The 18,002-nt window shown below is 56.5% G+C and carries 20 protein-coding genes; 4 read left to right on the top strand and 16 right to left on the bottom strand.

Annotated features, from left to right (window positions below; all coding sequences use genetic code 11):
• Positions 1-338 precede the first annotated feature (338 nt).
• The 6 genes from OEG84_RS24025 to OEG84_RS24000 form a co-directional block, all read right to left on the bottom strand.
• Entirely contained in the window at positions 339-803 is a 465-nt protein-coding gene (locus OEG84_RS24025) for an SCO family protein (protein ID WP_267656402.1), read from the bottom strand.
• Positions 804-934: 131 nt separating this feature from the next.
• Positions 935-1,408: a copper chaperone PCu(A)C gene (locus OEG84_RS24020; RefSeq protein ID WP_267656400.1), complete on the bottom strand. Its 474-nt coding sequence runs from the start codon at positions 1,406-1,408 to the stop codon at positions 935-937.
• A gap of 5 nt (positions 1,409-1,413) precedes the next feature.
• On the bottom strand, positions 1,414-1,992 hold the full coding sequence (locus OEG84_RS24015; protein ID WP_267656399.1) for an SCO family protein: 579 nt from the start codon (positions 1,990-1,992) through the stop codon (positions 1,414-1,416).
• 105 nt (positions 1,993-2,097) lie between these two features.
• Positions 2,098-3,423, bottom strand: coding sequence for an Nramp family divalent metal transporter (locus OEG84_RS24010; protein ID WP_267656398.1), 1,326 nt, complete (start codon positions 3,421-3,423; stop codon positions 2,098-2,100).
• A 199-nt stretch (positions 3,424-3,622) separates the two neighbouring features.
• Positions 3,623-4,810, bottom strand: coding sequence for a ZIP family metal transporter (locus tag OEG84_RS24005; protein ID WP_267656396.1), 1,188 nt, complete (start codon positions 4,808-4,810; stop codon positions 3,623-3,625).
• Positions 4,807-5,862: a multicopper oxidase domain-containing protein gene (locus OEG84_RS24000; RefSeq protein WP_267656594.1), complete on the bottom strand. Its 1,056-nt coding sequence runs from the start codon at positions 5,860-5,862 to the stop codon at positions 4,807-4,809. Before OEG84_RS24000 ends, OEG84_RS24005 begins: the two co-directional genes overlap by 4 nt.
• Positions 5,863-6,124: 262 nt before the next feature.
• Here OEG84_RS24000 and mntR point away from each other — a divergent pair, with 262 nt between their 5' ends.
• Positions 6,125-6,592 carry a manganese-binding transcriptional regulator MntR gene (gene mntR, locus OEG84_RS23995; protein ID WP_267656592.1) on the top strand — a complete coding sequence of 156 codons (468 nt, stop codon included), beginning with the start codon at positions 6,125-6,127 and terminating at the stop codon, positions 6,590-6,592.
• An 8-nt stretch (positions 6,593-6,600) separates the two neighbouring features.
• Here mntR and OEG84_RS23990 read toward each other — a convergent pair whose 3' ends face one another.
• The 5 genes from OEG84_RS23990 to OEG84_RS23970 are packed head-to-tail and all read right to left on the bottom strand — an operon-like array spanning position 6,601 to position 10,971.
• Entirely contained in the window at positions 6,601-7,281 is a 681-nt protein-coding gene (locus tag OEG84_RS23990) for a DsbA family protein (protein WP_267656395.1), read from the bottom strand.
• Complete coding sequence (locus tag OEG84_RS23985) at positions 7,248-7,688, bottom strand: disulfide bond formation protein B (RefSeq protein WP_267656393.1); 441 nt, start codon at positions 7,686-7,688, stop codon at positions 7,248-7,250. The genes OEG84_RS23990 and OEG84_RS23985 overlap by 34 nt, the downstream gene beginning before the upstream one ends.
• Positions 7,672-8,118, bottom strand: a complete 447-nt coding sequence (gene lspA / locus OEG84_RS23980; RefSeq protein WP_267656392.1) for a signal peptidase II — start codon at positions 8,116-8,118, stop codon at positions 7,672-7,674. The genes OEG84_RS23985 and lspA overlap by 17 nt, the downstream gene beginning before the upstream one ends.
• 35 nt (positions 8,119-8,153) lie before the next feature.
• Positions 8,154-8,777: a methyltransferase family protein gene (locus tag OEG84_RS23975; protein WP_267656391.1), complete on the bottom strand. Its 624-nt coding sequence runs from the start codon at positions 8,775-8,777 to the stop codon at positions 8,154-8,156.
• Positions 8,778-8,781: 4 nt separating this feature from the next.
• Positions 8,782-10,971, bottom strand: coding sequence for a heavy metal translocating P-type ATPase (locus OEG84_RS23970; protein ID WP_267656390.1), 2,190 nt, complete (start codon positions 10,969-10,971; stop codon positions 8,782-8,784).
• A 153-nt stretch (positions 10,972-11,124) separates the two neighbouring features.
• On the opposite strand from OEG84_RS23970, the gene OEG84_RS23965 reads away from it, so the two are divergent.
• From OEG84_RS23965 to OEG84_RS23955, 3 genes are all read left to right on the top strand, one after another.
• Positions 11,125-11,565 carry a MerR family transcriptional regulator gene (locus OEG84_RS23965; protein WP_267656389.1) on the top strand — a complete coding sequence of 147 codons (441 nt, stop codon included), beginning with the start codon at positions 11,125-11,127 and terminating at the stop codon, positions 11,563-11,565.
• A complete protein-coding gene (locus OEG84_RS23960) occupies positions 11,562-11,903 on the top strand; it encodes a YnfA family protein (RefSeq protein WP_267656388.1) in 342 nt (113 codons plus the stop codon). Before OEG84_RS23965 ends, OEG84_RS23960 begins: the two co-directional genes overlap by 4 nt.
• 633 nt (positions 11,904-12,536) lie before the next feature.
• A complete protein-coding gene (locus OEG84_RS23955; protein ID WP_267656386.1) occupies positions 12,537-13,580 on the top strand; it encodes a transglutaminase-like cysteine peptidase in 1,044 nt (347 codons plus the stop codon).
• A gap of 277 nt (positions 13,581-13,857) precedes the next feature.
• Here OEG84_RS23955 and OEG84_RS23950 read toward each other — a convergent pair whose 3' ends face one another.
• The 5 genes from OEG84_RS23950 to OEG84_RS23930 form a co-directional block, all read right to left on the bottom strand.
• Positions 13,858-14,892 carry a L,D-transpeptidase family protein gene (locus OEG84_RS23950; RefSeq protein WP_425602934.1) on the bottom strand — a complete coding sequence of 345 codons (1,035 nt, stop codon included), beginning with the start codon at positions 14,890-14,892 and terminating at the stop codon, positions 13,858-13,860.
• Between the two features lie 22 nt (positions 14,893-14,914).
• The gene (locus tag OEG84_RS23945; protein WP_267656385.1) at positions 14,915-15,583 is read right to left on the bottom strand and encodes a L,D-transpeptidase; all 669 of its coding nucleotides are present in this window, start codon (positions 15,581-15,583) and stop codon (positions 14,915-14,917) included.
• A gap of 128 nt (positions 15,584-15,711) precedes the next feature.
• Positions 15,712-16,272 carry a L,D-transpeptidase gene (locus OEG84_RS23940; RefSeq protein ID WP_267656384.1) on the bottom strand — a complete coding sequence of 187 codons (561 nt, stop codon included), beginning with the start codon at positions 16,270-16,272 and terminating at the stop codon, positions 15,712-15,714.
• 56 nt (positions 16,273-16,328) lie between these two features.
• Entirely contained in the window at positions 16,329-16,673 is a 345-nt protein-coding gene (locus OEG84_RS23935) for a hypothetical protein (protein ID WP_267656382.1), read from the bottom strand.
• 460 nt (positions 16,674-17,133) lie between these two features.
• A complete protein-coding gene (locus OEG84_RS23930; protein ID WP_267656381.1) occupies positions 17,134-17,709 on the bottom strand; it encodes a copper chaperone PCu(A)C in 576 nt (191 codons plus the stop codon).
• Positions 17,710-18,002: the final 293 nt, after the last annotated feature.

The following is an 18,002-nucleotide window of genomic DNA, read 5'->3' as shown; positions in this document are numbered from 1 at the left end:
GCCTTCTATCCGTGCATCGGGGCTTTTCCGTTAGATGAAAGCTGAATGCTCAATATGGTGGATTCGTCTAAAATGGATACTCTGACTATAGAGTCGTATCTTGTCTCAGCCTCTAAACTATCGATTTTAATTTCGCGCACACAGCCGCTTACGGTGAATTTTCTCGAAATCGCCCATGGTTTCCGCAAGGGGAGGGAGTTTTGTCGGTGAGCAACGCTGTTGTCGCTTGGCAGTCAATCGTAAAAATGCGCCGAACTGGCCCAAGTTTGCCATTTAATTGTGCGAATTTCGACTGTCTTGGGATCAAAAATCTAGGCAACAGAACCCCTTCCGCAGGATCATTCCAGCAACCTTCGGATTTTGGGCACGGCGAGACGCCGATCCTCGTGGTAATCGACGATCCCGCCAAATCTGCCGTCGGCGCGAAACAGGAGCACGCCAGCGGTGTGGTTCATTGTGTAACGGTCCCCCTGTGGTATCTTTTCGAAAGTGGCGCGAAACCCGCTCGCGGCGCGTTCGATTTCGCCGAGAGGGCCGGTCAGGCCGGTGATTCTGGGATCAAAATTCGACAGGTAATCCGCCAACACCTCAGGCGTGTCACGCTCCGGATCAACGCTGATCAGGACCGTGTTAAGCCGGTCGGCGTCGGGGCCGAGTTCCTCCAGCCAGAGGGTAATGTCGCCCAGCGTTGTCGGACAGACATCCGGGCACCAGGTGAAGCCGAAAAAGATCATGGCCGGGCGGCCGATCCAGTCCGAAGGCTTCACCGTCGCTCCGCGGTGGTCCGTCAGGGTGAAAGACATCTCGCCTATCGGCAAAGGCACGAGGCTGGAGCCAGATTGAACGTCGTCACGGCTCCGCCACCAGCCGAGGCCGAGAGTCAAGATCAGTGCGCCAACGCCTGAGGCTCCGGCGAGAAGCAGCCTCCGGCGTCTCATTTTTTGCTGTCCGGGCAGCCAGCGTCCCTCGCGCCCATGCCCCGGATAGCCACGGGAACCGTCACATCGCCCGCCTCGCGAAAGGTCAGCGTGACCGGATATATCTCGCCTTCCTTCAGCACCTTTGTGAGGCCCATCAGCATGCCGTGATAGCCGCCCGGTTCCAGCGCCATGGTGGAGCCTGCCGGTACGGGGATCGCCATCGCGTGCGGCATCGAGGCCACGCCATCCTTCACCACGGTTTCGTGCAGCATCGGCTTGTCGGACACCGGAGTGGTGATGGCGGTCAGCGTATCGTCCGTCGCGCCGGTGTTGCGGATGGTGACGTAGAACGCACCGGGCCGCGTCATTCCGATCGAAGCCCGCGACCAGGCTTCCGAGATTTCGAGTGAGCCAAGTTCAACGGGTTCACATGCCAGCACTTGGCCGGCGGATAGGCTGAGGAGGAGCGCAGTCAGAAGATATTTCATGATACTCACAATCTTTGCTTCAGGTCGTTCAGGATTTCGCTTGCCGGTGTGCCATAGCTGAACTGGCGCAGCCAATCTCCGTCGGGTCCGATCAGGTAAAGAGATGGGCTGTGCGACATTGTGTAGCCATCGGGCGCGCTGGCATTGGCCTCGCGCTCGTAATAGATGCGGAAACTGTCGGCTACGGCGCTGGTCTGCCTCTCGTCGCCCGCGAGACCGAGGATCGACGGGTGGAAGGCTGCGGTAAAATCAGCAAGTCCCAGCCTGCGGTCGCGTATGGGGTCGATGGAGATAAAGAGCGGTTGCACAAGGGCAGCCTGATCGCCAAGATGGTCCATGACCTGCGCGACCTCGGCCAGCGTCGTGGGGCAGACGTCGGGGCAATTGGTGAAACCGAAGAACACCAGCTGGTGCTTTCCTGCAAATTCCTCCGTCCTCCGCAGGCGCCCCTCAGCATCGGGGAGTGCGAAGGTGGGCCGGAAGGGGGCAACATCCGAGGGCAACGGCGCTCGGTTCGCCAAAAGGACGAGCGTGCCATAAGCCAGCACAGCCAAACCGGCTGCGGCCCAAAGGATCTTCTGCACGCTTGTCAATCGCATCGGTTCGTTCGTCTCCGCTCCCCGACCTGTTTAAGACCTCAAGTCCCTTGAGCCTCAAGTGCGACATTCTGCCATCACGCACAGTAATGGTCATACCAATAGTATAGTCGCCAGTAGGTTTATGTTCAGGACAATGATCGTGACCGCGATCAACGCGCAGACTGCGGTCAGCCAGCGGGGCGCAACCAGCTCGCCCATCTTGGCGGAGCTGGCGGTGAACATTACCAGCGGCACGATTGCAAAGGGTAGCTGGAAGGACAGGACCACCTGGCTCAGGATCAGCAACTGTCCGGTGCCTTCGCTGCCAAAACACAGAATCACGAAAGTTGCGGGTAGGATCGCAATGCCACGGGTGATTAGACGCCGCACCCAAGGTCTCAGCCGAAGCTTGATGAACCCTTCCATCACGATCTGACCCGCCATGGTGGCGGTCACGGTCGAATTCAGGCCTGCGCAAAGCAGCGCCACACCAAACAGCACAGGTGCCAAAGCCGATCCAAGCAACGGTTCCAAGAGCAGATGCGCCTTGTCGATTTCGGCCACGTCATTTTCGCCGACGGTGTAGAAGGCCGCCGCCGCAAGGATCAGGATTGAGGCGTTGATCGTCAATGCGAACATCAGCGCAATAGTCGAATCCCATGTAGCATGTCGCAGCGCCTCCCGTTTAGAGGGCAGATCGAGTCCAAATGCACGGGTCTGCACGATGCCTGAATGGAGATAAAGATTGTGAGGCATCACGGTCGCTCCGATGATCCCCAGCGCGAGATAGAGCATCGTGGGATTGTTGACGATCTCGCGGTTCGGTGCAAAGCCCGCGATCACCGCGCCCCATTCGGGATCAGCCTGCGCGATCAGCACCGCGAAACAGACCGTGATCGTCGCCATCAGTGCAATGATGAAGGCTTCAATCCAGCGAAACCCCTTGTTCTGCATCCACAGGATCAGGAACACATCGGCCGCAGTGATGAATACACCAACTTCCAACGGGATGCCTAACAGCAGGTTCAGCCCGATGGCGGTGCCGATCACCTCTGCCAGATCGGTGGCGATGATGGCAAGTTCCGCAAAGATCCATAGCGATATAGACATCCATTTTGGATAGGCGTCGCGACAGGCCTGAGCCAGATCACGACCTGAGGCTACCGCCAGCCGCGCGCAAAGCGACTGCAGCAGGATCGCCATGATGTTGGACAAAAGCGCCACGAACAGCAGCGTGTAGCCGAATGCTGCGCCCCCCGCGAGCGATGTTGCCCAGTTACCCGGGTCCATGTAGCCCACAGCTACTAGATAACCTGGGCCGACAAAGGCCAGAAAGCGGCGGAATCGGCTGGTGCCTCCATTGCCCACGGCGATGGTTCGGAACACCTCCGACATGGAGGGTGCTTCGCGCTCCTGGCGCCAGGCTGATCGGGTCATGGTATTCGGATTTCTTTCAAAAACCTTATGATAGACTGGTGATACATAAATAGCTTCTGCTAACCTTTTTATGGCGCGGCCTTTCTTGGCAAGCCGCTCTGACCAACATGCGCCCGAACTCAGGTCATGCGAGTAGGTTCCCACGGAGGCAATTCGGTAGCACACACTATGGCCGGATGACCCGGCCGGGTCAGTTGAATTAAACCTTGATCAGCGCCGCAGTGGCATACATGAATGCGATCCCGCCAAGAAATCCTCCCAGAACAGCCGGCGAGAGCAATACGGCCTGGCGGTCAGGATTCTGGCGCATCAGGTAGGCGCCGACCTCAACCATGACCTGCATGATTGCGCCCGCGCCTACAGCCAGAACTAATGCCGACCATTGTGGCGCATAGGCGAGACTGCCCGCCCACATACCCAGTACGGCTGGACCGCCGGCCAGTAGTGTCAGCGCCACAAATGTCCAGAGTGGAGGACGGATCCGCAGCATGGGTGCGGCGATGCCGATTCCCTCAGTCACATTATGCAGCGCAAAGCCGAGAACGAGGAAGGTACCAAGCCCTGCCGATCCGGCTGCAAAAGCGCCGCCGATCGCCAGGCCCTCACCGAAATTGTGCAGCCCTATGCCAAGGGCGATGAAAAATGCGAGCGCCAGTCCCTCGGGTTGGCCGCGCCAGCGTCCGATCGCCATTAATAGCAGAAAACTCGCCAGGCCCGCCAGCCAGACCATTGCGGACCCCTGGAACAATGCGGCCGCTTCGGAGGCCAGCTCCAGTGCCTCGGCGGTCATGTCGATGAGCAGGAATGCCAGCAGACCAACAGTCAGCGCGAGCAGAAAGTTCATCCCGGCCCGCCCGACGCCGCGCATGGCCGGATAAAACATCAGTCCGAGCGCCACCGGCAGCAGACCGACGATCGCCCCGACCAGCGCCTGCGCCTGTAATTGGGACGTCGTGGCCTTTGGCGTCGACACGGCGACAGCGATTTCATGTTCGAACGCCGTGCCGGTGTTGGATAGGAGTTTGACAACATGTGCCTCGCCAAGCACCCAGGGATAGGGAATCTGCACCCAGACGGCCTCTCCCCGCGCGATTGGTCCGGGCGGATCTTGGGTGAAGGTCCAGAACGCGTCGTCCACCACCACCTGGGCGATCACCATGGGATCTGATCCGCCGGCTCGTACCCGCAACCCGATGCCTGTCTCGTCGAGAATGGTCCGCTCCACGGTCATGGCCTCGACCGGCGGAGCGCCATTGTTGAAACTGCGCAGGGGGTCGAGTGAAGCGATCCAGACGAAGGCGACAAGCATGGCGGCCAGCGGCAACAACACCAGCATGAGTTGGGTGATGGAGGATTTGGCCGGTTGAGGTTGGCTGTTCTCTCTCATGCTGAAGGCTCCTGCACGTCGAACAAGCCCATCCAGCCGAGCTCTGTGAACTCGGATTGATGCGGATGAAACATGTACATTCCGGACTCGTGTTCGGCAAAGCTGAACTCAAGAATCCCGCGCTGCGCCTGGCACTGCATGATCACATCGACAGTGCGGTGTGTCGGCGTCAGCGTGGTGCCGGTATCGTAGTAATCAAAGAAGTTCGCGTGCAGATGAAACGAGTTGATGAAGTCGAACTCGGTCACGTTCAACAGGTAGATGCGAACGGGGCGCGACTTGTCGATGCGGATAGGCACGTTCATATAAGCTAGGGCCACGGTGTTGCAGGCATAGACTTCGTTGCCGCCATCAAAATTGGTGTCGAAGGCGTTCATCACCATCGCCATCTCCTGCCATTCGGCATTCTCGGAGCTGCCGAGCAGACGTGAGGCGGCAACCGCAACGTGTTCGGGACGCAGGGCAGGATCGGGGTCAATGACGAACAGGCCATACATGCCCTTGTGCATGTGCCGCTTGAGCGGAAAAGCATGGCAATGATACAGGTGGCAGCCGAAGGGTTTGGCATCGAATTCGTAGATGAATTCCTCGCCGGGACCGATCAATCCCGCGCCGGGAACGCCGTCCATCCGCGCTGAGTGGATGCCATGGAAATGCATGGAATGGGGGTGCGAGCCGAAGTTGCGGAAAATGATCCGCAGCCTCTCGCCTTCCTTTGCCCTAAGAGCCGGGCCCGGAACGCGGCCATTGAAGGTCCATGCGGGGAAGAAGATGCCGGGGGCAATTTCGATTTCCTTGTCGATAGCATCGACTTCGAAGGTGCGCAGTGTCCGGCCATCGGACAACTGTTCGGTCCGTCCCGTCTCCCAGTCCGTCAGCATGGCTGTTGGGTCGAAGCCGTTCCTGGCATGATCAACCAGGCCAACCGTTGTCATGTTACCGTGAGCCATTCCAGGCATCGGCGCAGCATAGGGATCATCCATCATGGTGGACATGTCGTGACCCGCCGTGGGATCAGGTTTGGTCTGCGACCTTGCACCACTTGCCACCATGGCTGCGCCGCTCGCAGCGGCAAAACCTCCGACCAGCAAGGCTCGACGTTGCGGGTCGACAGACAATGCGGTGTCGTCAGGCGCTGAAGCCCGCCGGGAGACTTCAGAATCTGACCGCGCGTCGCGTTTGTGGCTGCGTACAATGGTAGACATCGAGCAAAGCTTTCCTTATGCGAATTTGCGAACAAAGTCTGTGGGCAAAAAGTTAGTATTGGCTAACTTTCTACACAACACCTTTACTTGTCAAGTCGCGCTGTGCAACATGCCCGGTATGATGAAAAATGATTTCACCGTCAGATTGCCTTCGGCAACAGACGAGCGCCTAGCAGATGCCAGAGCCGAGGCCTTCCAGGGAGTACGGGAGGCGCGGCGCAACGAGCTGGCTGAAGACTATGTTGAGCTGATCGCGGATCTGATTCACGAACAGGGTGAGGCCCGGCCGGTCGATATTGCTGCACGGCTGGGCGTGCGGGCACCGACCGTGACGAAGGCGCTGGACCGGCTCGCCCGGGAAGGGCTGATCACTCGCGCGAAGTATCGCTCGGTTTTTCTGACGGACGAAGGTCGTGCGCTTGCCAAGGAATGCCGCCATCGGCACGAGATCGTCCTGCGGTTCCTGATCCGTCTCGGGCTTGACGCCGAGACGGCGGAACTCGACGCCGAGGGAATTGAGCACCATGTCAGTGAGCGGACGCTTGCACTGTTCAAGTCCTATGCCGACCGGCCTTGAGAGGTCCTTTAGGAATTTTCGACGGCGCTGCGCACATCAGCGATGAGGCCGTCAATGCTGATTTCTGACATTTGACGCCCGTTCAGGAAAAAGGTCGGAGTTTGGCGGATTCCCAGGGCGTTGACATCCGCCATATCCTGATTGAGGACACCTGTAATTCCTGGAAACTGCTTGTCGCTTTTGGCCTTTTCAAGGTCGAGCCCGGCGGTCTCTGCGATCTGCCAGGCTATGTCCATCCGCGGCCCATCGTGCAACGCCCAACGAGGCTGCTGTTCAAGGATCGCATCGAGCACGGGCTCGAACTTGTCCTGCATCCTTGCGGTCTCAAGGATGCGCACCGCCTCGTCAGAGCCTTCGTGGAACACGGTATAGCGCATGACAATGCGCACTTGCGTGGGGAACTGTTTGCGTATTTTCTGGACTACCGGATGAAAGGCCCTGCAGGCTTCGCAGGACGGATCGAAGAATTCGACAAGCGTTACCGGAGCCTCATCGGGACCGAAGCTCGGTGAATAGCTGCGAACCAGCAGCGACGGATCAACCGCCGCAACGGTTTCAGTGTCCACCTGTTGGTTACGCCTAGTCAAGAAAAAGACGCCGCCGCCAAAAACTGCGAGGCCGAGAGTGGACGCTCCAATCAAGAGAGTTCGTCGGTTCATTTGCGTTTTCCTTTCGATAGAACAAGACATGCCAGGATCGCGGCAAAGGCGATCAGCGATAGGTAAGGAATGGGAAGGCCAAGGATGATCTGGGCTGGACCGGAGCAGGATGGGCCATCCTTGGTGCATGGAGCGATCACCTGCGGAATCCAACCGGCGTAGAGCCCCGAATGCCAGCCTGCCAGCGCCAGGCCTGCCAGCGCTAGCGGCGGGCTATAAAGACGGGCCATGCCGTCGCTACGCCAGATCGACAGGCCGATGATGGGCACCAAGGGAAACATTGCGATGCGTTGATACCAGCATAGAGTGCAGGGCATCTGTCCGAGAACTTCACCAATAAAGAGAGCGCCAAGAGTTGCTGCCAGGGCGATGATGAACGCCGTCAATAAGGGCAGCTCCTCGGCTGACAAAGCTTGAGGTTCAGGATTGATCGACACCAGACACCTCTCTCCGATGTGAGGCGGCCGACGCGAGCAGGATGCACAGCGCACCGAGAGTGATGGCTATATCCGCCCCATTGAACGTGGGAAAGCGCCAATCTCGCCATGCGAGATCAAGGAAATCGGTGACGGCGCCCTGCCGCAGCCGATCGACAACGTTGCCCAATGCGCCGCCCACGATCAGAGAAAAGCCGACCCGTTCGACAGGGTGACGCGCACGGAACGCCATGAAGGCAAGAACCACAGTCAACGTTCCGGTCAGCGCCGCCATGAGCAGCGGCTTGCCCGCCATGAGATCAGAGAACATACCGAAGCTCGCCCCTTCGTTAAAGCCGAGCGTCAGATTCAATCCTGGAAAGACCGCCACCGTCTTTCCCTGTGAGAGCAGCGTCAACGCCGCCGCCTTTGTGAGTTGATCGGTGACCAATGTGGCTCCGATCAATTTACATATTAGCCGAGCGTTCATGGCTTCATCCCGCGACGCAGGCTGATCCAGCGCGGCACGGTCGCGGCGTAGCGGTCATAGTCCGGCCCCAAAGCCTGGCGCAGCGTCGCCTCCTCGGACCGAGCTTGTATCGAGGCCGACCAGAAGAAGATCAGCGGTGCAAAAATCGTCGGAATTGCTGGAATCGCGAAGCCGACACCTGCCAGGAGCATAAACTGACCCACAAAGGTGGGATTGCGGCTGAGCCGATAGAGTCCGTCTGAGACGAGGTTGCCGGTCGCTCCCTCGGCTACACCGACGCGCCACGAGCTCCCCATCGACATTTGTGCAGCGAAAGCAAGCATCGCACCGATCCCTGCTACGAACACGCCGATCACGCCAAGCGCTGCTGTTGAGCCTCGATCCCAGAACGGATCTATCCCACGCAAGACAGGCGTCGCCAGCCACAGAAACGGCGCAAGAGAAGCCAGAACAAAGGCCGCACGGAACCCTATTGCAGCCCATCGGTCGCGTCCCTTGGCACGGCCAAACAGCCATACCGGCTTGCCTGCGGCTCGAGCTGCGATCGCGCTGCCCCCGAAAAAAAGCACAAGGTAGCCAAAAAGCAGGGCCAGGGCGGACCAGCCAAAACTGGAAATCATGATATCACGTTTCCCGTTCTGGATTGAAGCGCAGCAGTCGCAGTGCGTTCAGCGTGACGAGAACCGTCGCTCCCGTGTCGGCCATGATCGCGATCCAGAGACCGGTCAGACCCAAAACAGAAGTTACGAGGAACACCGCTTTCAAACCGAGCGCAATGGTGACGTTCTGGCGTATGTTGGCCATTGCCGCACGGGTGAGGCGGATGGTGGCCGGGATGTCGGTCACTCGATCACGGAGGATGGCTGTATCGGCCGTTTCGAGCGCGACATCAGTTCCCGAACCCATGGCAACGCCAACGCTTGCCTGCTTGAGCGCCGGTGCGTCGTTGATGCCGTCGCCGATCATCATCACGCCGCCATGATCGCTCATCTCGCGGATGGCCGCTAGCTTGTCTTCGGGCATCATGTTGGCCTGGTACTCCATGCCCAGGCTTGCCGCGATCGCCGCGGCCGTGCGCGGGTTGTCCCCGGTCAGGATGAGCGGCGTAATGCCCATTGCTTTCAACTGGCGCACCGCTTCGGGCGCATCCGCGCGTGGTTCGTCACGCATGGCGATGATGCCAAGCGAGGTTTTTTCGCGGAACACCACAACGGCGGTCTTGCCCTGTTCCTCGAAAGCCGTCGTCTGGGCTAGGCCCGCATCGTCAATCCCGGCATTGTCCTTGGCATATCCGGGTGAAGTCACCCAGGCAGAGGCATCACCCACCGTGGCAATCACACCCTTACCCATCAGTGCCTTTGCATCGCGTGAGGGCAGGATTGTTAGGCCTTCCTCCTCGGCCTTGTTCAGAATAGCGACAGCCAACGGATGGCTTGAGCCGCTTTCGACGCCCGCTGCGACAGCCAGAAGTTCGGCCTCGGTGGTTGTACCAAAAGTTACGATATCCGTTACCGCAGGTCGCCCATGGGTAAGTGTCCCGGTTTTGTCAAAGGCAACGCGAGATACCTTCGCCGCCGCCTCGATCACGGCACCGCCTTTCATTAGAATGCCGCGCCGCGCGCCCGTTGACAGCGCCGAAGCGATTGAGGCGGGAACCGAGATCACAAGCGCACAGGGACAGCCGATCAGCAGCAGCGCCAGCCCGCGGTAAACCCATGTGTCCCAAGGTTGGCCAAAGGCCAGGGGCGGCACCAGCACGACCAGAGCCGCAACAGTGACGATAGCGGGCATATACCAGCGACTAAAGCGATCTATGAACCGTTCGGTCGGCGCGCGTGCCTCTTCAGCCTCTTCAACGAGGCGAATGATGCGCGAAATGGTGTTGTCTTCGGCGGTTTTAGTCACCGTAATCCGCAGCGCGGCTTCGGTGTTGATGGAGCCCGCAAAGACAGAATCACCAGGCCCCTTGTTCACCGGAACACTCTCGCCCGTCACCGGGCTGTCATCAACACCCGAGGTGCCTTCCTTAATCTCGCCATCCGCCGGAATGCGATCACCGGGACGGACGAGCACGGTTTGCCCCACGGCAAGACTTGTCGCCGGCACTTCGCGCGTGGCGCCGTTCATCTCCAGAAGCGCTGTCTTCGGAACGAGATTGGCAAGAGCGCGAATACCGTCGCGCGCCTTGCCCGCGGCAACACCTTCCAGAACTTCACCCACAGCGAAGAGAAATACAACCAGAGCTGCTTCTTCTGCCGCATCAATGAACAATGCGCCGATAGCAGCTATCGTCATCAGGCTTTCAATGGTGAAGGGCTGTCCCATCCGCAAAGCTGCAAACGCTCTACGTGCGACGGGGGCAACTCCGATCAGGCAGGCTGCGACAAATGCCCAATTGCCGACCTCTGGTACGATCAATTCCACACCCCAGGCGGCAACCAGAAGCAGGGCGGTAAAGATCACCAGTTTACCCTTGGCAGTCTGATACCAGCGTTTGCCCCGATCCGCAGGATCGTCATGAACGTGGCCGGGGCTACCGTGGCCAGAATCGTCCGTTGCTTTGCTGACTGCCTGTGAGCGACCGGTACCGTTTTGATCTTGGTCATGCGCTTCGGCAGGTTCCTGCTTTGCTACGCGCGACACAATACCGTATCCAAGCGCACGAACGGTCTTCTCGATCTTGTCGCGGCCCGTCCTGCCTTCGTCCAACGTCAGGCGCAGGCGTTCGGACATGATGCCGACCTCAACCCCGGTCACCCCTGGCAGCCGCGCCACTGCATCCTTGATCTTCGTCGCGCAGGATCCGCAGTCCATGCCAGACACTGTCCAGTCGCAAGTTATTTCGTTATCTGAATCCATTTTCGTCATCGTCTTTCCTTCGCCCAATGGCGAGTAAGCGCCGGGCCCTTGTCTTCATCAGATGCCCACTCTAATGTCTCTAGCTACTGTAGCTTCAAGAGAAATTTTATGTTGACCATTGGAAAACTTGGACGGGCGGCGGGGGTAAAGATTCCGACCATCCGTTACTATGAACAGATCGGTTTGTTGCCGGAGGCCGAACGCAGCACAGGCAACCAGCGGCTCTATGGCCGCAAGGCGCTTGATCGACTGACTTTCATCCGACATGCGCGGGAACTTGGTTTCACGCTCGAAGCAATCCGCGATCTGCTCAGCCTCTCGGATACTCCGGACCAGCCATGCGCGGCAGCGGACGCTATTGCCAAGGCTCAATTGGCGGAAATTGAAAAACGGCTCACACGCCTTGCCTCGCTAAAGGTCGAACTAAAGCGAATGGTGGCGCAATGTGCGGGTGGCAGGATAGCCGATTGCCGGGTGATTGAAGTTCTGGGTGATCACTCGCTTTGTGCGACAGACCACGATCACCCGCAAGGCGGAGATGGCCAATGACATCGTTTGGAACGTTGTCCATCTATATGGGTGCTGCGTTGGCCGAAATAGCTGGCTGCTTCGCTTTCTGGGCCTGGATGCGGCAAGGGGCGAGCGCCCTGTGGCTTGTCCCCGGTCTTGCTAGCCTCGCGGTCTTTGCCTGGCTGTTAACGCTTGCCCCGTCCGATTTGGCCGGCCGCGCTTATGCGGCATATGGCGGTGTCTACATTGCAGCCTCGCTGCTCTGGCTTTTGACCGTGGAAGGGCGGCGGCCCGATAGCTGGGACTTGGCTGGCGCCGCGATATGTGTTCTCGGAGCGGGAGTCATCCTGTTCGCACCGCGGACGCTAGTGAGCTGAGAAATTGTTGCCGGTTGACGGCAAGTGGGATTGATACTGCAAGAGGAGCTGCGATCATTGGCATAGTTCCTTTGCTCATCATCTGGAATTTTCTATTCACCTGATTCAGGTCTGGCGGGACGCTGCTAGCACTTTCCGGCGCGCCTTTATATTTCGGTGTCCTACACGCAACAACGGTAGCAAGTTTTAGCGGAATTGTTTCCTCAGGTTGCATGCCTCCGCCGATCTGTTGACAGATTCATGGACGTTGGCTGTCCGGAGCAATGCGATAGGCGGCCAACCGGCATTCAACTGTGACTCCTTATAGATGTCCAATCTCAACTCACTTTAGATTAGCCGGGTAGGGGCCGCCTAATCGCAAAATCACGTAGCGGTGACGGGCCAGCGGTTTAATGTTAGCGCTCGGTTCTTGAAGCGCCAACTTTCGTTTCCGGTTTCGCCGATTTCGCAGTGATGGGTGAGCCGGCTGCATCCGCGAAAGCCCGAAAGCGAAGATTGCCGTCGATAAAATCAACCCAATAAAAATCATTCAAAATTTATCAAAAATAATATATATTCTTTAGGTATGTTTGTTTTCAAGATATTATATTTGAGATTGTAGTCTTCTCTTAGTACAAAGGGAAGGCGAAGTAAATGTATAATGAAGTAACAAATAAGCAATATCTGAGAAACACTTCTTTCCTAATCTCACTTCTGTGCGCATCCGCCGCGCAGGCCAATGACTACGATGTTCGGGAAACAAAACCCGAGATTATGGTCGCGGCCAATACAGTTTCCGCGCTCGTGCAAAACCAGAGTGTCGCCCGGAATCTGGCGTGGCTGACCATGGCACAATTCACGACGACTCTTAACGTGAGCCAAGGCGGCTTCGCTCCCCTTGGCTTTGATCCTGATCCTGCCTTTGACTTTGCAGCTCCGCAGGCGTTCGCGGCCCTTGCCGCCGCGCGCCCGGCAGATAACCAGGCACCCAGTGATCTGACTGCCAGTCAGGACCAGATCACCACCGCCTCCATTTCAGTGCCAACAGCATCGGCTGGCGCGTCGCTCAGCCAGGAAATTCGCGAAGACTTGCCACTGTTCGGTGCCTACAGGATCCGCTTTGGCAAGATCAAGAGCGGTGCCCGTATATCCGTCTTGATGCGGAAAGCAGCAGCTTCCGGCCCGTCAGCCATCTGCATCAATCAATGCGCAGACCTCGCCGATCGCCTGGCGCTGAACGGATCAAGTATCAGCGAACAACTCCGCCACGTCTCGGTTTCCGTCAACAGCATGGTCGCCTACAAGACCGATGATCAGAACCATGGCCGCACTGATTATTGGTCAACGCCAAATGAAATTCTGGGTCGCAGCAGCGGCGATTGCGAAGATTATGCCGTCTTGAAAATGGCCGTGCTGGCGCGCCTTGGCGTCCCGATGAACGTCATGGAAATCGTCGTGCTCAAGGACACCAGCCGTCGCTTGTTCCACGCTGTTCTGTCCGTCAGCCTTGAAGATCGCAATCTGATCCTCGACAACGTGACCGATGCCATTGAAGCAGACACAGAAAAGCTTAGCTACGCGCCGCTGTTTTCGATATCCGGTTCCGCAAACTATGTCTTCGGTTACAAGGGCGGCGGGTCCAACCTCATGGCATCCCTCAAGGGCCTCGCAGCAATAGCGCCAGGCGCTGGGTTCTGAGACATGGGAATGCTCAACAATGCTCCCTGCTTCCAGGAGGTAATCCTGCAATGATTTCGGTCCCGTGTTTTCCCTGGGCTGGCCTTACGCATCTTTGGCATCGGAATCACAAAATGGCGGGGCAATGGCGATGTTCGGGTAACCAGCGCGGGCGTCAGCAACTCTTTTCTGCCCTGGATAGGCTGGATTAGCCGTCGTTAGTCCAAAATTTGTCTGTTTGATCAGCTCGTGAGGCAGGTAAGCATAGTCCCCATGTTGAACCTATTTTGGGCCGGAACTAGTCGGCAACGAAGGGATCCGCGAGGGCTGCTTTCGGTCGGCTGACCGGGACCAATGTAGATGATGTTACTTCCGACAAATATTGAGGACCTTTCTTTGCCAAAAGCTTTCGGAAAACCGGGTTCATGCCGCCATCCGAATAGGCAAGACCAGGTCTCTGGACATCGTTGAGCAGGCTTTGCATCTTCATGATGTCTCCCGTCGATTTTTCGGCTACTTGCTGATCCTCAGGCTCGAAGGCTGGGCATTGCCCGAGCGGATCGACAGGTGTCACGCCGTTGACTGGTTCTCCGAACTTGTAACGACCCTCGCAAAACTGAAGCCGAGGCGGTTGGCGCAGTACTTCAAATTGATCATAGCCCGCCTTGAGATCCATCCAGAAGTCGAAATTTGGATTGTCGTTGTGTGCGGCAAGGTTCTCCGGCGTCATTCGAAAGGGATAGGATTGGACTTGAAAAGCCTGTTGACCGCCCTGCAATGCGTCTCTGACAACCGCATAGACCTCTGCGACATAATTGTCGGAAATCGCAAAACAACCCGACGATGAACATGCCCCATGAACCATCAGGGCGGAACCTGTATAGCCCTTAGCACGCTCCAGCCTGTTCGGATAACCGAGATCGAAGGAAAGATAGTACTGAGAATTTGGGTTCAACCTGCCAGAATTGACTGTGTAAAAACCTTCCGGCGCTTGGCGGTCACCTTCAAATTTTTTCGGACCCAATTCGCCGGACCATCGGCACATCGGGTAAGTCTTCATCAGTGCGTACTTGCCTGTCGAATCACGTTTCCATACTTCCAGTTCGCTCTCCTGCTTGAAGATGCGAACCAGTACAGGATCTGTGGACCTCATTCCCATTTCCCGCATTTTGGCGAGTGTCTTTTGCGGGATAGGAATGTCGCCTCGGCCATCAAGATCCAGCGTACTCGTCACACATCCCGTCAAGACAAGGCCCGCCATGAGAATGCCGATCACGTTGGTACGGAATTCTTGGCCCATGGGGCGCTCTTTTTCAATCGTCGGCAGCATCATCTTCCGTTTCCTGCGCATAGCGTCAGAGTACGATCAGTCTGGCTCCGCTGGTGACGCGACCATAAAGATCGACAATATCCTGGTTGATCATGCGGACACACCCGCTTGAGACAGATTTGCCGATTGTCCAGTATTCCGGTGATCCGTGGATGCGATACAGCGTATCCTTGCCATTCTGGAAGATGTAGAGCGCCCGCGCGCCAAGTGGATTGCTGAGCCCTGGCGGCATTCCGCCATTGTCGGCGCTCCATTTCTCCAGCTCTGGTTGCCGTGCGATCATTTCATCAGGCGGAGTCCATTTGGGCCAAGCCTGCTTCCATTGGATGACACCTTCACCCGACCATTCGAAACCCTGTCTACCGAGGCCGACGCCATATCGCATCGCTTGTCCGTTTTCCTGGACCAGATGCAGGTAGTATGTCTTTGTGTCGACGATAACGGTTCCAACTGGATATGGACTGGTGAAATTCACCTGACGCCTTCTGAACTTTGATGGCACCTTGCTTATTTCTATTGCTGGAAGAGGGAACCTCTCCTCAGGCATGGGTCCGTACATTGTCATAATGTTGGACGAATTCTGACTGGTCGGTAGTTTTTCAACCGGTTGCCCGACTTTGGTGGCGGTAGTGCACCTGGACAAGGCCAGCACTGAAGTGCTGGCTGCCCCATAGATGAATTGACGACGGTTCATATCATTTCAACTTTCGCGAATTTATTCACAGTGGGTCCGTTCAGAAAATTTGTGATGGAAAACGAGGTTCATATTTCGGAAACGATTTTCGACTCGCATTCGTTTGCATGCTGAGAATGGGAGTGAAGCTACTGTACCACTACCTGCGCGCCGACTGGTACCCGCTCAAAAAGGTCTTCAACGTGTTCATTGATCATGCGGATGCAGCCGTTGGACACTGAGCGCCCAATCGAAGACGGTTCCGTCGTGCCATGAATGCGGTAGAGCGTGTCGCGCCCGTCCTTGTACAAGTAGAGTGCCCGCGACCCCAATGGATTGTTAGGTCCACCCGGCACACCCTTGGCAAAGCGCGCGTATTTTCCCGGATTCCGTCTAATCATATTGGCCGTGGGGGTCCATGATGGCCACTCGGCTTTCCGTCCGACTTTCGCCTGCCCTTTGAAAGTCAGACCGGCACGCCCGACTCCGATCCCGTAGCGGCGAGCTTCGCCTGACGGAAGCTGGAAATACAAGAAATGGTTTTTCGGATCGATTATGATGGTACCGGGCTTGTAACCGCTATAGCGAACGGTCTGCGGCTCGAATTTTTCGTCTAGTTTGAATTTATCAGTATGGGCATTCGCGGGTAACCCAAAGGATACTACGATGCCGGCACCAATGCCGAACATAAGTCCTCTTTTCGAAATCATGCTTCACACTCACGTTGTTGAAAGTTGCCGATGGGCGCAATTTGCGCAATGGACATTCAACCGTGAGCGTTTGGCGGCCTTGGGACTACGTATCCCACATTAGAGAGGAACGCCGTTTTCCAAAATGCAGCATGTTCCCGGGTCTCAGATGTGATCGGGGGAGCAACCAATTCAGCGAAAATGGCATAGTGCATCTGACAGTGCACGGATTTCTTGCTTTCGGTATCTTCGCTCAGCGGAACCGTGTCAGAGCCGCGCATAGCAGCTGTGACATTGGAACTGCATTCCACCAAATCGATTGTGCTTTGGAGTTCGTCAAAAATGTAGCCACCGCCAAAGGAGTGCGCCAACGCTGAAATCGCGAGGAACAAAGCTAAAGTGAGGGACACAATTCGGTTCATGGCATTCTTTTTGCCTACACTGGTATCAATTGTCTATATGGTTTGTGATTAACTTTTCGTGAAAAGAAAGGCAGCGGGTCGTTCAGTTGACTACAACTAAGCCGTCAAACGAACCGACATAGCCAAGACTATTTAAAGTTCCGCCGAGACGCTGGGTGGTCGAGCGGATTATCGAATGATTTGAGTGTGCTGCAGACTGGCCAAGGAGCTCGAAAAAGCGTCGCCTAACGCGCTATTCTTCAGCCGCGCATGACGAACCCAGCTCTGACGGTCGGTTGTGCCGGCCTTTAGTGGCCGTTGGCATTGCGAGCCAGTTCACGTTGAATCGTGCAACGATCCAGGCTGACGAACTCTACCAAATTTTGGAGGATGCTCAGGGGCTCAGGTCAACAAGCTTGATCGGAATTCAGAAAGACATATTCTCGGTTACCTTACCGACGCGTGACGCAATCCCACGAAGTTATCCGTCGCGCTCTCCGTGATGATGTTCTGTCGGAATTGCGGCAGCTGGCAGGACTTTGGCAAGCACCTGAATAGCATCCGTGTTTGTGAAGTAAACAGTGACAGGAATTGTGTCGCCAGCGATCAGATTCTCCACGTAATTCATGGATAGTTGCACGCCTCCTTTTGACATAACCAGTTCGGTTTTTGGAGGAAGGGCTTTTGGAATAGGCTCTGGTTTCGAAACGTATTTACCGTTCACACCTGTCGGCTCGTCAAGGGTGATGGTAGCAAACTGAATGCTCTCAAAACCTTTGATCCATAAATATTCGTCGGTACCGTTCCAGATCGAGAAGTAACCAGACATTTTATCTCGACCGAGTGCCGGGATCACTATCTCCGCATGTTCGACGACAATCTGCTCTTCATACAATTTCCCTTCTTCTGCATAACCCTTTGTATACATAAATATACATGAGACACCAATGATCCAACGACCAAGATAGATGGATTTGTAGATGGAAGTGCATTTTTCATTTTGGCGGCTCAAGAAAGCGCGTATGGGTATCTGTGTCGGATTTCTTTTGTTTTCCATCAAAATTGGCCAGCCTTTGGGAGAAGAATGGATTTCTCGTGCAGCGGGCACCCAGGTATAGTCCCGTCGGATAGGATGTGGCTTTCGCCATATCGGATTTTCTGGGAGAAGTCTGGCAACTTGTGCAGCTGAAGCAGAGTATAAGGCATTTCTAACCCGTGATTGGCGAGAGGACAATATCCCGCTACATGATGATATGCAGTGGCCAGCCGTAGTGTGCCTTGATCGCAAATGCGAGTTCGACCAGCCGGTAATCGGCGCTGTTGGTGTTCTCTCTGCTTGCTATCGCGGTT

Origin of the sequence: Hoeflea algicola, from assembly GCF_026619415.1 — a bacterium.
Taxonomy (GTDB): domain Bacteria; phylum Pseudomonadota; class Alphaproteobacteria; order Rhizobiales; family Rhizobiaceae; genus Hoeflea; species Hoeflea algicola.
Note: the sequence above shows the minus strand (reverse complement) of the source record. Positions and strands in the feature narration are given on the sequence as shown.

Excerpts from the sequence above, each read along its gene's own strand:
- OEG84_RS23970 (WP_267656390.1), bottom strand. The coding sequence starts at position 10,971 with ATGGACTGCGGATCCTGCGCGACGAAGATCAAGGATGCAGTGGCGCGG.
- OEG84_RS23950 (WP_425602934.1), bottom strand. The coding sequence starts at position 14,892 with ATGATGCTGCCGACGATTGAAAAAGAGCGCCCCATGGGCCAAGAATTC.
- OEG84_RS24025 (WP_267656402.1), bottom strand. The coding sequence starts at position 803 with ATGTCTTTCACCCTGACGGACCACCGCGGAGCGACGGTGAAGCCTTCG.
- OEG84_RS23935 (WP_267656382.1), bottom strand. The coding sequence starts at position 16,673 with ATGAACCGAATTGTGTCCCTCACTTTAGCTTTGTTCCTCGCGATTTCA.
- OEG84_RS24010 (WP_267656398.1), bottom strand. The coding sequence starts at position 3,423 with ATGACCCGATCAGCCTGGCGCCAGGAGCGCGAAGCACCCTCCATGTCG.
- OEG84_RS23960 (WP_267656388.1), top strand. The coding sequence starts at position 11,562 with ATGACATCGTTTGGAACGTTGTCCATCTATATGGGTGCTGCGTTGGCC.
- OEG84_RS24020 (WP_267656400.1), bottom strand. The coding sequence starts at position 1,408 with ATGAAATATCTTCTGACTGCGCTCCTCCTCAGCCTATCCGCCGGCCAA.
- OEG84_RS24000 (WP_267656594.1), bottom strand. The coding sequence starts at position 5,862 with ATGGTGGCAAGTGGTGCAAGGTCGCAGACCAAACCTGATCCCACGGCG.
- OEG84_RS23940 (WP_267656384.1), bottom strand. The coding sequence starts at position 16,272 with ATGATTTCGAAAAGAGGACTTATGTTCGGCATTGGTGCCGGCATCGTA.
- OEG84_RS24005 (WP_267656396.1), bottom strand. The coding sequence starts at position 4,810 with ATGAGAGAGAACAGCCAACCTCAACCGGCCAAATCCTCCATCACCCAA.
- OEG84_RS23990 (WP_267656395.1), bottom strand. The coding sequence starts at position 7,281 with ATGTCTTGTTCTATCGAAAGGAAAACGCAAATGAACCGACGAACTCTC.
- OEG84_RS23930 (WP_267656381.1), bottom strand. The coding sequence starts at position 17,709 with ATGGAAAACAAAAGAAATCCGACACAGATACCCATACGCGCTTTCTTG.
- mntR (WP_267656592.1), top strand. The coding sequence starts at position 6,125 with ATGCCCGGTATGATGAAAAATGATTTCACCGTCAGATTGCCTTCGGCA.
- OEG84_RS23945 (WP_267656385.1), bottom strand. The coding sequence starts at position 15,583 with ATGAACCGTCGTCAATTCATCTATGGGGCAGCCAGCACTTCAGTGCTG.
- OEG84_RS23975 (WP_267656391.1), bottom strand. The coding sequence starts at position 8,777 with ATGATTTCCAGTTTTGGCTGGTCCGCCCTGGCCCTGCTTTTTGGCTAC.
- OEG84_RS23955 (WP_267656386.1), top strand. The coding sequence starts at position 12,537 with ATGTATAATGAAGTAACAAATAAGCAATATCTGAGAAACACTTCTTTC.
- OEG84_RS23965 (WP_267656389.1), top strand. The coding sequence starts at position 11,125 with ATGTTGACCATTGGAAAACTTGGACGGGCGGCGGGGGTAAAGATTCCG.